A 12,857-nucleotide genomic window follows, 5' to 3' on the forward strand; every position below is an offset into this window, starting at 1 on the left:
ACAGAATTATTCACGACCAAAAAAGGTCTTACAAGTACGCCCCGCATAGTTGCCATCCAAAAGGCAACGATAAAAATTTCAATATATACGCCAATCATAGCATAAAATAAAATACCAAAAGGTATATTTGAAAACAATAGAAAACACTGCATTATTCATAAATATTGGATTTAATTAAAATCAGCACAAACCTACAAATAAAATACCAATCAGTATATTATAAATAAAAAATTAGATCAAAAAAAATAATATGAAAGTCAATTCTACGCAGAAGAGATTGTGTTTATGTTTAGGATAAAGGCATATTTTTTTAACTTGCTTCCAGATTAGTACCAACAGCGTCAAACGATTATTTTCAAATGAAACAGCATAATTACATCGCCACAATTACGTGGACAGGAAATCGCGGCAGCGGAACCGATCATTATAAAAACTACGAAAGAAGCCATCGCATTAGCATTGACGGCAAAGCCGAGATTGAAGGTTCTTCGGATCCAGCGTTCCTGGGAGACCCCAGCAAACACAATCCTGAAGAACTATTGCTTGCCTCCCTGTCCTCCTGCCATATGTTATGGTACCTGCATTTCTGCTCGGTCAATAAAATTATTGTAGAAGAATATGTAGACCATGCAACAGCGATCATGCTTGAAGAAGAAAGTGGAAAAGGCCGTTTTAAAGAAGTTACGCTAAACCCTTCGGTCCGGGTAAAAGATGCAACGATGATTGCACAGGCCATTGAATTACATCAAAAAGCAAGTGAATATTGTTTTATTGCCAATTCAGTAAACTTTCCGGTCTTGCATAAGCCCAACGTCAGCATCAGCACATCCAGCTAAATGAGTGAACTTTCTTCTTCACATGATATGCTGCGACATAATATGCTGTGAATTGACAAGAACGGCGATACCTGATCCAACGGCTTCATAGCTTAGCACTATTTATTGGCTAGCCGCTCCTGTAACTCCCGACGGAAAGTAATACCGACCGGTAGGGACGTATTATTGATCTGCACCATTCCATGCTCATATTTGATCACCTTATTGATCGAAGCAATGTAGGATTTGTGGATACGGATAAACTTTGATGCCGGCACCTGTGTGAGAATTTGCTGGGTGGTGCTTGCGGTCAAAAATGTCTGACTAGGAGTGACAATTTTCACGTAATTGCCAAAGCTCTGGATAAAATCGATCTGCGATAATTTAACGTCAATAATACGGCCATCCATGCGTATACTAATTGATTTGGGTTCTTCTTCCTGGGGCGACACAGCCGTGTTATAGGATAAAAAACGTTGAACAGCCTTAAAAAAACGGGGAAATGAAATAGGTTTTAACAGATAATCAACAACGCCATAATCATAACTCTCCAATGCGTATTCGGAATATGCTGTTGTCAAAATCGTTTTGGGCGGGTTATCCAGCATCTTCAGAAACTCCATCCCATTAATTTCGGGCATTTCAATATCCAGGAAGATTAAATCTACTTTGTTCTCCCGAAGAAACTCCAATGCCTCAAAAGCATTATAACATTGAGCGACCAACTGCAGATCAGTACTTCTTTCAATATAATTTACCAGTACATAATGCGCCGCAGGTTCGTCATCAACCACAATACAGCTATTTTTATTCATTGTTTAAAGATTTATAACCAATGACACCTCATACTCCTCTTTTTTGGAATTTGTCGTTAATGTATATCGATTAGGATACAAAAGTTTTAATCGCGCCATTGTATTTTCCAGACCTATTTTCGCCGAAAAAACATTCCTTTTCTTGACGGGGACAGAATTCCGTACATGCAAATATAAGTTCCCTTTTTCAATCTTGATCGAAATATGTACAAAACAATCTTCAATACTGCAGGTTCCATGTTTAAAAGCATTTTCTACGAAAGTAATCAATAGCATCGGCGCTATCTGATAATTGATATCTTCTTCTTTTTGATAATCAAATTCAATTTTTGTGCGATAGCCTAACCGTTCACGCTCCAGCTCGATATAACTTGAGATAAAATCAATCTCATCATCCATCGCAACAAATTCCCGATCGCTGCTCTCCATCTGATAACGGAGTAGCTGGGAAACTTTGATGATCAATTCGGAGGTACGTTCCGGGTACTTCAAATTAATACCATAAATGGTATTCAATGTATTGAATAAAAAATGTGGATTGAGCTGTTTTTTTAAATGGGACAATTGCGTCTGATTGGAAAGCAGTTCACGTCGGGTCTTCACACGCTGAAAGCGATAAAATTCAATAAATTGGATACTACCCAATATACAGATCAACGAACCCAATAATACACCAAATTGATAATGGAACGTTTTCTGAACAAGATTCTTGTAAAGAAAACAATTCTTGTAGATCACGTTATCCGTTAGCTCTTTTAATATGAGTGCAAAAACCAGTAGTGTTGCCACCGACGCCAAAATATACAACAGCGGTTTATTCTTCTTAAGTAGCAATGGCAACAGGAAAAAGCGATTCAATTGCGCATGCGCATAAAGGATCAAGAAATAGAACACCCCCATCAAAAATCCCTTCCAGCTCAGGATCAAAATCCAATCGTTCAAAGTAAAGAGGATAAACGAAAAGATCAATAGCACGATCTCCTGTATCACCTTGTTCTCCAAAACCTTTCTCATAATCCTTTTTTTGTTAAAAATCTGTTACAAAGTAAAAGTTTTAAGTTTATAACAGTAGAAAAATAAATGACGAATTAAATTGGTCACTTTTAAACTCTATAGATCATTTTAAAGGGACATCGCAATTCATCTCATCGCTATCTTCGTGTCCATAAAATGATAGATAACCTATGCTGAAATTGAATTTAGTGCTGTCATTGGCTGTATCACTTGCGACCTCCTCTTCCTTCGCTCAGAAGCTTACGCTTCGCGATGCCGTAGAACAGGGTATTGCAAATTATGGAAATATCAAGGCAAAGGAATATTATCTCCAGTCCTCCCTGCAGACCAATGAACAAGTCAAACGCGACTTTTGGCCCAATCTGAACATCGTAGCCCAACAGGACTTTGGAACAGTCAACGGACAAAATGGTCCACTGTATGGATTTGGTGGACTGGGTGTAGCTTCTTCGGGAGCTGCTCTTCCAGAACAAAATTGGAATGCCGCATTTGGTGCGCTTTACTTAGCCAATGTCAATTGGGACATTTACACCTTTGGACGAAAAAAAGAACGTATCGAATTAGCCAAATCCGATACCAAACGACTACAGGCCGATCTCGGTCAGGAACAGTTCCAGCATAAAATAAAGATTGCTGCGGCTTACCTCAATTTATTGGCTAGTCAACGATTGGAAAAAAATCAACAGATGAATCTGGACCGTGCACTGGTATTTTTAAATATTGCTGCCACCAAAGTAAAAAACGGAATATTGCCCGGAGTAGATTCTACACTTGCTTCAGCGGAAGTATCGCGCGCAAAAATCAGTCTCAATCAGGCCCGTGAAAATGTTAAGGAGCAAAACAATAAGTTGACGGTATTGATGGGGATTCCAGCGAAAAACCTCGAAATAGATACTGTTCTGGTTCAGAAAACTCCTGTACAGCTAACTCCGCTTTCAGGCAACTTGATTGAAAGTAATCCTATTCTGCAATTTTATAAAAGTAAAATTGAACTTGGCGAACAACAATTGAAACTATCAACCAAAGAGTATCTTCCCACTGTAAGCGCCTTTGGGGTCTTTCAGACAAGAGGATCTGGTTTTAAGAGCGACTACATTACGGATTTACAAGCATATAGCACAAATTATTGGCAAGGGGTTCGTCCCAGTAGGCAAAATTATCTCTTGGGATTGGGCATAAACTGGAATCTGACTTCGATTGCGCGTATCAATAAAAAAATCAGTGCACAGCGCTTTACGAATGATGCCCTAAGAGAAGAATACCAAACTGCCGAAGCCCAATTGACAGCACAGCTGGATGCCGCTGATGTGAAAATCCAATTGGCCCTAAAAAGTGATCTAGAAGCTCCCCGACAAGTGTCGGCAGCTCAGCAAGCTTACAATCAAAAAATGACGATGTATAAAAACGGCCTAGCGACACTTGTCGACGTGACGCAGACCTTTTACACATTAAATAGAGCCGAAACCGATCGAGAGATCGTCCACATCAATCTTTGGCAGTCGCTTTTACTAAAAGCCGCAGCTGCGGGAGATTTTGATATTTTCAACAAAGAACTATAAATAACATTACATGAATTTAATACGTTTTGCCTTACGCAAGCCGATATCCATCCTCGTACTCGTATTGGGACTTATTGTCTTTGGCATAGGTGCCGTTCGATCGATCAAGGTGGATATCCTGCCAAAAATGAACCTTCCGGTTATTTATATTGCCCATCCATTTGGTGGCTATTCGCCGGATCAAATGGAATCTTATTTTGCCAAAAACTACGTCAATATCCTTCTTTTTGCCAATGGGGTCAAGTCCATTGAGACCAAGAATATTCAAGGTCTGACCTTAATGAAAGTATCGTATTACGAAGACACCAACATGGCCCAGGCTGCAGCCGAGCTAAGTGCCCTGGCCAATCGGATCCAAGCCTCCTTTCCTCCAGGCTCACAACCGCCGTTCATCATTCGCTTTGACGCCTCATCCCTCCCTGTAGGCCAACTGGTATTGAGCAGTAACAAGCGTTCTAACAACGAACTACAAGATCTGGCCAACGTCTATGTCCGGGCATCGTTTACGTCAATCCCCGGTCTATTGTCGCCACCTCCTTTTGGAGGAAGTCCACGTACAATTGAGGTCAACGTTGATCCCGATTTAATGCGGAGTCACAATATGACACCCGATCAGGTCGTAGAAGCGCTAAGACTAAACAATCAAACCGCTCCGGCAGGAAACGTACGTATTCAGGACAAAAACTACATTACACCAACGAACAACACCATCAAGGATGTCAAAGATTTTGAAAAAATCCCGTTATTTAAAGGTGGGGTACAAAATCTTTACTTAGGCGATATTGCTACCGTAAAAGATGGTGCCGACGTTACCGCAGGCTATGCTTTGGTCAACGGCAAACGTTCCGTGTACGTCAGTATCGCCAAAGCCGGCGATGCCTCAACCTGGGAGGTTGTCCAAAACTTAAAAGCAGCCTTACCAAAAATTCAGGAGAATTTACCCGACGACGTCAAGTTATCTTATGAATTTGACCAGTCCGTCTATGTCATCAATTCCGTAAAGAGTTTGATTACCGAAGGTGCAATCGGTGCTATCCTCACCGGACTAATGGTCCTCCTATTTTTAGGTGATCGAAGAGCTGCGCTGATCGTTATCCTAACCATTCCGATATCCGTGATATCCGGGGTGCTCTTTCTGAAACTCTTCGGGCAGACCATCAACCTCATGTCCCTTAGTGGACTAGCCTTGGCTATTGGTATCCTGGTCGACGAAAGTACGGTAACGATAGAAAATATACACCAGCATCTGGATATGGGTAAACCCAAAGCCTTGGCTATCTGGGATGCCTGTAAAGAGATTGCTTTACCCAAATTATTGATCCTGCTCTGTATACTAGCCGTATTTGCGCCGGCATTTACCATGACAGGTATTCCGGGCTCGTTATTTCTTCCATTGGCTTTGTCCATTGGATTTTCAATGATCATATCCTTCCTCCTTTCGCAGACATTTGTTCCTATCATGGCAAACTGGCTCATGAAAGATCATGCGCATAAAGCGCCACATGCGGTCCAACCTACGGGTTTAAATACAGATGAAGCTCAATTTGCAGCAACTGGACTGACCATAGAATCCGAGCAGGATACCCTAAATCAGAAGAAACTATTGGTGGAACGGGAAGACTTTAACAACGATGGAAAGATCAGTATTTTTGAACGGTTCAGAAACAGATTCATGAAAATGATCGACCGTTTGTTCAAAAGAAAGAAAACCATTACCGTAGTTTATCTGCTTGGAGCAATAAGTCTTGTTGTCATTTTACTTTCCACAATCGGACAGGATGTGTTTCCGAAAGTTAACTCCAGTCAGTTCCAAATGCGCCTCCGTGCAGCTGAAGGTACACGTATCGAACGCACCGAAGAAAAAGCAAAACTAGCGCTGGCCGAACTGGAAAAACTGGTTGGGAAAGAACATATCAGCATATCTTCTGTCTATATCGGTCAACACCCCGGACAGTTTTCAGTATCACCGATCTATCTTTTCATGGCTGGTCCACATGAAGCTGTTTTCCAAATTGCACTGAAAGACTACCATCACGATATGGACAGTTTCCGTGATGAATACCGAAAACGCCTGAAAGCGGCAGTTCCCGATGTACAGGTATCCTTTGAACCGATCGAGCTTACGGATAAAGTATTAAGTCAGGGATCGCCCACTCCTATTGAAGTTCGGATAGCAGGAAAAAACAAAAAGAACAACGAGAAGTACGCCGGTAAATTGATCGAGGAACTAAAAGCCATCCCTTATTTTAGAGATGTGCAATTAGCACAATCCATTAAATACCCTTCTTACGATATTAAGATAGACCGCATCAGGGCTGCACAATTGGGTGTAGATCTCAGCGAAGTCACACGATCGCTGATCGCTTCCACCTCTTCTTCGCGTTATACCGAAAAAAATACCTGGATAGATGAAAAAGCAGGACTTTCTTACAACGTCCAAGTTCAGGTTCCCATCGATAAAATGAAAGATGAGAAAGAAATCGGTGAAATCCCTTTATTGAAAAATTCAGCGCGACCAATACTGAGCGACGTTGCAACGATCACACCGTCCTTCACCTATGGCGAAAACGACAATTTAGGTGCAATGCCTTATGTATCAGTTACAGCAAATATTGATCATACCGATTTAAAAACAGCCTCCAAGGATGTACAGCGCAGTATCAAAGCCCTTGGTGAACTTCCTCGTGGTTTATCGATGGAGCAAATAGGACTTGGAAAAGTATTATCAGAGACCATGAGCAGCCTCGAATCTGGTTTGGCCGTAGCCATCATCGTTATATTCCTGATGCTATCAGCTAACTTTCAGTCGTTCAAAGTTTCTATGGTTGTGCTCACCACAGTGCCTGCGGTTGTGCTGGGCTCATTGATTCTGCTGTTGTTAACCGGATCTACCCTCAACTTACAATCTTACATGGGGATTATCATGTCGGTGGGTGTATCCATTGCGAACGCTGTTTTACTCATCACCAATGCCGAACATATCCGTCGGCATAATGGCGATGCGCTGGCTGCAGCCCGTGAGGCAGCATCCTTACGGCTTCGCCCAATTATCATGACCAGTTTGGCCATGATTGTGGGTATGTTACCTATGGCTATTGGTCATGGTGAAGGTGGCGAACAGGTTTCACCACTCGGTAGAGCCGTAATTGGAGGATTACTATTTTCGACATTTGCCGTACTCGTCATCTTACCGCTTATATTTGCTTGGGCGCAAGAAAAAAGCAGTACACAATCGATCTCATTAGATCCTGAAGACAAAGAAAGTAAACACTATATTGCGGCATTAAAACCTTTATCGTAAAAGCAGTATAATCTATAAAACATGAAAAATAATTTGTTCAAAATATTAGCTATCGCCGGTCTGATCGCATCCTTAACAGGATGCCATTCGGCTGCCGAGGAAAATGCAAAAAAAGAAAGTCCGGAAGCTGCAGCTCCGACAATGGAAACATTTGTACCCACCAAACAGAAATTAACAAATAAAATGCAGATCCCCGGAGAAATCACAGGATTCCAGCAGGTCGAGATTTACGCGAAGGTCAGCAGTTACGTCAAAAGTCTTAACGTGGACATCGGAAGTAAAGTGCATGCCGGTCAGCTATTGGCTGTCCTGGAGGCTCCCGAATTGAGTTCACAGCTGTCAGCAGCTAAATCGCGGCTGAAATCACAGGAGGCGGTCTATATGGCTACAAAAAGCACTTACGACAGACTCTTTGAAACCAGCAAGGTAGAGGGAACGGTGGCTAGACTGGATCTTGAGGTTGCTGAGTCAAAAAAGAATGCTGATTTTGCGCAGTACCAAGCCGCTAAATCGGCCTACGCAGAGGTACAAAACCTGTTGAATTATTTGGAAATCAGGGCACCCTTCGACGGTGTAATCGCAACAAGAAATGTCAATCAGGGTGCCTATGTTGGTCCTGCTGGCCGTGGCTCGGAAATGCCCATCATGACCATTCAACAGCAACGTAAACTGAGGTTAGCCGTTGCTGTTCCTGAACAATATTCGGGTTTCCTCACCGAAAACCAGCCCTTACAATTTACTGTCAAATCATTGCCTGGGCAAACTTTCTCGGGTAAGATCGCACGTAAATCGGGTGCCCTGGACAGCCGATTAAGATCCGAGCGGGTAGAAATTGACATTAACAATACCGACAACAAGTTATTGCCGGGCATGGTCGCAGAGGTCGAATTGCCTTTAACATCGCAGGATAGTACTTTTGTTGTACCGAAATCAGCCGTATTTACTTCGGGCGAAGGAAGTTTTGTGATTGCTGTTGTTTCGAACAAGACACAACGTATTCCTGTACAGAAAGGACGCAGCATCGATGGTCAGATCGAAATATTTGGTGACTTAAAACAAGACACCAAATTGGTCAGCAAAGCGGATGAAGAGATTATAGACGGAACGTCAGTCAAATAGGACTTCTACTAATTCCTAAACAAAAGAAAGACCGACCCCAGTTGTAATGGGTTCGGTCTTTCTAATTTATTCGGTCTTTCTAATTTAAATGCCCATAAATTTAAAGGGTTGGGCAGCCTTAAACAGGTTATTTGAAATGCCATTTATTGCCATCCCCTGCTTCATGTCCAGCTTCATCGTCGGAGCCCCCTTCTTTAAATCAAATTTAGCCAGATCTACCCACAGCGTTCCCGGAACCAATACATTCTCAAAATAATAGATTTTATTCTTCTGATCAGCCACGGATCTCCATCGTGTAGACGAAATATTAGGTTCAGATTCCGAGCTTATTCCAAATGGAACCGAGCAGTTGCGGATCACGCTGAAAACACTGGCAACAGAAAGCCGCACATCGTCTGTTTGCGGGATCGCATTAATATAATAGGAAGCCCTCACAAAACGATCAGCAGCTCGATTTGTTCCCGGCAACATAATGGTTCCCGGAATTCCCTGCCAATACCTGTTTAGCGCCAGTTGATCTTCAAAGATGGGCGAGTTTGTCATAACTGTATAGGCCGCATCGTGATGAATCACCAGTTTACCGTTGATGTATTCAAATATAGCATTATCGCCTGTGGCATCTGAAAGCGATAAATGTATGGTCGTAAATTTGGTAGTTCCCGGGATATAATCACTTACAATTACAAATGGCTCATCCTTTAAGGCAGATACTGCTTCACTGACGGTCGCAAAATTATCCAAAACATATTGGGCCCAAGCCGAGATTGCAAGCCCTTTTTTTGGTCCCGCTGGATCAAATTTAGGATAGGTAGATTCGACAAGCCAGAGTACATTGGCCACCAATCCCTTTTCATTTAAACCATCGACTGTAGCAATGTCCCATGCACTGGAAACTACACTCCCATATTGGGAAGTCCATTTCAAAGACTGAGGTCCTACCTCTCCACTGCGCGCTATTCCACGCGGAAACACCCATAGATTGGCCGCGATATCATCTCTCCAGTCCATACTCCTTGCCGTGATAACGGTCTGATTAGGCCCCTTATAAACAACGCGTGTACAGGATCGGCCTTCTTTAACGGCAAAAAGGAATACGATCAACATAAATTGTGCAAGATACTTCATATGTATAGATTTTTTTGCGTGATATGACTTTGTCTTGATAGCGTGCAAAAGCACTCCAATTCCATAAACAATAATTTGAGCTTATTGTTTCTCTAAGCTGTACCCGGCATGATTTAATCCGGTACAGCTTAGACGAGCATAATCTATAGCCATAATATATGGCTCTGGGTACTATTCTGCTGCTTTCGGGTCAATTGCGGCAGCAACTGCAGTTAATGCCAAGGCACCTCCAACAAGCATTGCCCCCTGCCCCTTTTTTTCCTTAACAGCCAGCACGTCTCCGCGCTTATTATACAGTTCAATAATATTATTAAGCGCTACTGAACCGGTCTGCCAAAGCTGGGCAGCATAAAATTTTTGTTCCGTAGTTTTAACAATAGCTTTACCATCTTCTAAAATCGAATAACTTAAATAACTACGTAAACTGTAAGGTGAATCAGCGCCATCAAATCGAGCAAGTTTTACCGCAAAACTCTCGCCACTCATATCATACATATACACTTTTTCTTTTTGGGATGATCGTACAATGGATTTAACATCGTTTTTAAAATCAAAATAATGCCCATCCACATAGGCATGTGGTGGGATAAGTACCACATCTTTAGGCAAACTTACCGATCCTGTAATATAACCGTTCACCCAAGAATCATTAAATATAGTGGATTTACTAGCGTTTATATCGTAAACCGAAGCATTCATCTTTCCATTAAAAGCAGCTTGTTCAGCAGAATAGCCTTGCGTTTTACCATTAATAACCATGGCCGAACTTTTAAGATCCCATAAGATCGGTTTATCGATTTTATTTTCTATTCGAAGGTAAATTCGACCATCTCTGTCGGCAAAGGAATAATCAATTTGTACTGTATCATTATTAAATGAAAACGTTCCTTTGTCTTCATCTTTTTTTACATTCTCCCCATTGAATGTCATGAGATAGTTGGAAGAACAGGCTGAAAGAAAAACAGCACAATACATTAGCGTGAGAACTTTGAATACTTTTCGCATAATATCAGGATATCTTAGTGTCATTGCAACGGCACGAGTGCTGTTGTACAACAATATAAAAAACTATTATTAAAAAAACAGCGAAACGACATAAAATAATTTCATAATTAGGGTATTAATCGCAAAGTATCACTGTTTCTATAAAATAGTAAATGGTCGTGATAAAGCAGTAAATGGTCCTCTTTTATCGCCGATACAGCTTTGAAATTGCATTACATCAGTTTCCATCATAACAGGGATATTACAGGGGGTTAACAGGGGTATAACAGGGGGTTAGCAGGGATAAGTCCCCAGTTAACCCCCTGTTAATACCTTGTAAAAAGACTACTATATCCCTCTTAATGGAGAATAGGGTATTCGACTGATAGTAACCATAAACAAATCAAGGAATACCATCAACTGTTGGTCTGATTAGCGTAACAAAAACGGTTAAACGAATAGAAGTTTTTTTAACCGGAAAGCAAAAGCTATATTTACAGTCAACTAAACCCAATCCAATGAAAGAGAAATTTATCGACAGAAAAGATCAACAAGCCAATAAGATATTTGAAAGAAGGACATTATCCTCCGATTATAGAACGATTATCCCCCTACTGTCCTCTGGCATGGAAATCTTGGATGTGGGCTGTGGTACCGGAACACTCACGAATGAGGTAGCAAGCTATATCGGCGACGGAACTATAACCGGGCTCGATAATACACAGTCTTTTATCGACAGTGGCAATGAGCGCTATGGTAGCACCCAAAATCTGAACCTGGTCTGCAGCAATATTTTTGATTATCAACCTCCACATCCGTTCGACCTGATTATAACGGCGCGCACCATGCAATGGTTGAGTGATATTCCCAGGGCATTGGGCTTATTTAAATCCTGGTTAAAGCCCGGAGGACAAATTTCTATTTTAGACTACAATCACACCGCCATTGAATGGAACCCCGCCCCTCCGGAAAGCATGCTTACATTTTACCGTACTTTCCTGAAGTGGAGAGCAGATGCAGGTATGAACAATCGTGTCGCTGATGAAGTCGCTGCACTGCTCCAGGAAGCAGGTTTCCATTCGGTTCAGGTTATCAATGCCGATCAGACCTACAAAAAAGGAGAAGCAAACTTTGATACCAATCTGGCTATCTGGAACAAAGTCGCCCAATCGCGACAAATGGTTACTGAAGGGTATATCTCCGACGAACTTCGCTTACAGGCTATCGCCGAATACAGCCAATGGATCGAGACAGAAGCGACAAGCATGACACTTAAAATGAACGATGTACGGGCTAAAGTATAATCTCCTTTTATCCGTTTTGCTCCTACTGACATTCCCCGGGCTAGCCGTAAAAGCACAGCTCAGGGATACGATGATCAATGTAGGCAACCACAGCCTTCATTTTACTTTAATGGCGGGGAAGGGTATCCCCATTGTCTTTGAATCCGGAGCGGGAAATGATGCTTCCGTTTGGAGAAAGTTATTGGAACCGCTATCGAGCAAATTGGGCGCACCTTTAATTACCTATGACAGAGCTGGCTTTGGAAAAAGTGAAATAGACACCGTTAACGTTAGCTTGACAAATGAAGTAAAGGATCTTAAAACTGCTTTGCAGCAATTGGGCTATCGTGATCGGTACTTTTTTGTTGCCCATTCCTTCGGTGGTAACTATACGATGAAATTTATAACGACCAATCCCGGTCAGGTTGTTGGCACAGTAATGATCGATATTGTATCCCCTTATTTCATGACCATGGAGCGATCCAAATCATTGAAGAGCGAATATGCCAGTGAGCTCGATAACATCAAAAAAGAAAGCTTAGGGTTCTATCATCTCGTTTTAAACTACAAAGCATCAACGGCTGTTTTACATGAGGTTGCAGGAAAAATCAATGTTCCTATGACTGTCATTGGCTCAGGAAAATCACCTTTTGAAGAACCCGATCGCAGTTTATTTATTGCTGCCCTTAAAAAATTTGCAGATCAAAAAAACAATAGACGTTATCTTTTGGCTCAAAATGCGGAGCATCATGTCTTTTATGACGAACCAGATCTGGTCATTGATGAAATCGTCAAACTATATCAAAAAACCGCATTCGAGTAATCAAAAAGTCTATCCGTAC

Annotated in this window: 10 protein-coding genes; 6 read left to right on the forward strand and 4 right to left on the reverse strand. The window is 41.7% G+C overall.

Features of this window, described 5'->3' with window-relative positions:
• Window positions 1-359 precede the first annotated feature (359 nt).
• Window positions 360-836 carry an OsmC family protein gene (locus tag M2419_RS05560; protein ID WP_153845228.1) on the forward strand — a complete coding sequence of 159 codons (477 nt, stop codon included), beginning with the start codon at window positions 360-362 and terminating at the stop codon, window positions 834-836.
• 98 nt (window positions 837-934) lie between these two features.
• On the opposite strand, the gene M2419_RS05565 is transcribed toward M2419_RS05560, so the two are convergent.
• Window positions 935-1,630, reverse strand: coding sequence for a LytTR family DNA-binding domain-containing protein (locus tag M2419_RS05565; protein ID WP_201667452.1), 696 nt, complete (start codon window positions 1,628-1,630; stop codon window positions 935-937).
• Between the two features lie 3 nt (window positions 1,631-1,633).
• On the reverse strand, window positions 1,634-2,644 hold the full coding sequence (locus M2419_RS05570) for a sensor histidine kinase (RefSeq protein WP_259254455.1): 1,011 nt from the start codon (window positions 2,642-2,644) through the stop codon (window positions 1,634-1,636).
• Between the two features lie 170 nt (window positions 2,645-2,814).
• On the opposite strand from M2419_RS05570, the gene M2419_RS05575 reads away from it, so the two are divergent.
• Genes M2419_RS05575 through M2419_RS05585 form a run of 3 tightly spaced genes read left to right on the forward strand, consistent with a single transcriptional unit; the run spans window position 2,815 to window position 8,623 of the window.
• A complete protein-coding gene (locus M2419_RS05575; RefSeq protein ID WP_153845227.1) occupies window positions 2,815-4,203 on the forward strand; it encodes a TolC family protein in 1,389 nt (462 codons plus the stop codon).
• Between the two features lie 10 nt (window positions 4,204-4,213).
• Entirely contained in the window at window positions 4,214-7,504 is a 3,291-nt protein-coding gene (locus M2419_RS05580; RefSeq protein ID WP_259254457.1) for an efflux RND transporter permease subunit, read from the forward strand.
• Window positions 7,505-7,525: 21 nt separating this feature from the next.
• Entirely contained in the window at window positions 7,526-8,623 is a 1,098-nt protein-coding gene (locus M2419_RS05585; RefSeq protein WP_201667449.1) for an efflux RND transporter periplasmic adaptor subunit, read from the forward strand.
• A gap of 84 nt (window positions 8,624-8,707) precedes the next feature.
• Here the strand turns inward: M2419_RS05585 and M2419_RS05590 are convergent, their stop codons facing one another.
• Both M2419_RS05590 and M2419_RS05595 read right to left on the reverse strand, forming a co-directional pair.
• Window positions 8,708-9,748: a linear amide C-N hydrolase gene (locus M2419_RS05590; RefSeq protein ID WP_182330881.1), complete on the reverse strand. Its 1,041-nt coding sequence runs from the start codon at window positions 9,746-9,748 to the stop codon at window positions 8,708-8,710.
• 171 nt (window positions 9,749-9,919) lie between these two features.
• A complete protein-coding gene (locus tag M2419_RS05595; protein WP_259254458.1) occupies window positions 9,920-10,753 on the reverse strand; it encodes a YgdI/YgdR family lipoprotein in 834 nt (277 codons plus the stop codon).
• Between the two features lie 497 nt (window positions 10,754-11,250).
• Between M2419_RS05595 and M2419_RS05600 the strand changes: the two genes are divergently transcribed.
• Both M2419_RS05600 and M2419_RS05605 read left to right on the forward strand, forming a co-directional pair.
• Complete coding sequence (locus tag M2419_RS05600) at window positions 11,251-12,036, forward strand: class I SAM-dependent methyltransferase (RefSeq protein ID WP_259254460.1); 786 nt, start codon at window positions 11,251-11,253, stop codon at window positions 12,034-12,036.
• Window positions 12,017-12,838 carry an alpha/beta fold hydrolase gene (locus tag M2419_RS05605; RefSeq protein ID WP_259254462.1) on the forward strand — a complete coding sequence of 274 codons (822 nt, stop codon included), beginning with the start codon at window positions 12,017-12,019 and terminating at the stop codon, window positions 12,836-12,838. The genes M2419_RS05600 and M2419_RS05605 overlap by 20 nt, the downstream gene beginning before the upstream one ends.
• Window positions 12,839-12,857 lie beyond the last annotated feature (19 nt).

Origin of the sequence: Sphingobacterium sp. BIGb0116, from assembly GCF_024808035.1 — a bacterium.
Classification (GTDB): Bacteria; Bacteroidota; Bacteroidia; order Sphingobacteriales; family Sphingobacteriaceae; genus Sphingobacterium; species Sphingobacterium paramultivorum.

Coding starts and splice junctions, on each gene's coding strand:
- M2419_RS05605 (WP_259254462.1), top strand. CDS start 12,017: ATGTACGGGCTAAAGTATAATCTCCTTTTATCCGTTTTGCTCCTACTG.
- M2419_RS05600 (WP_259254460.1), top strand. CDS start 11,251: ATGAAAGAGAAATTTATCGACAGAAAAGATCAACAAGCCAATAAGATA.
- M2419_RS05585 (WP_201667449.1), top strand. CDS start 7,526: ATGAAAAATAATTTGTTCAAAATATTAGCTATCGCCGGTCTGATCGCA.
- M2419_RS05580 (WP_259254457.1), top strand. CDS start 4,214: ATGAATTTAATACGTTTTGCCTTACGCAAGCCGATATCCATCCTCGTA.
- M2419_RS05590 (WP_182330881.1), bottom strand. CDS start 9,748: ATGAAGTATCTTGCACAATTTATGTTGATCGTATTCCTTTTTGCCGTT.
- M2419_RS05560 (WP_153845228.1), top strand. CDS start 360: ATGAAACAGCATAATTACATCGCCACAATTACGTGGACAGGAAATCGC.
- M2419_RS05570 (WP_259254455.1), bottom strand. CDS start 2,644: ATGAGAAAGGTTTTGGAGAACAAGGTGATACAGGAGATCGTGCTATTG.
- M2419_RS05575 (WP_153845227.1), top strand. CDS start 2,815: ATGCTGAAATTGAATTTAGTGCTGTCATTGGCTGTATCACTTGCGACC.
- M2419_RS05565 (WP_201667452.1), bottom strand. CDS start 1,630: ATGAATAAAAATAGCTGTATTGTGGTTGATGACGAACCTGCGGCGCAT.
- M2419_RS05595 (WP_259254458.1), bottom strand. CDS start 10,753: ATGCGAAAAGTATTCAAAGTTCTCACGCTAATGTATTGTGCTGTTTTT.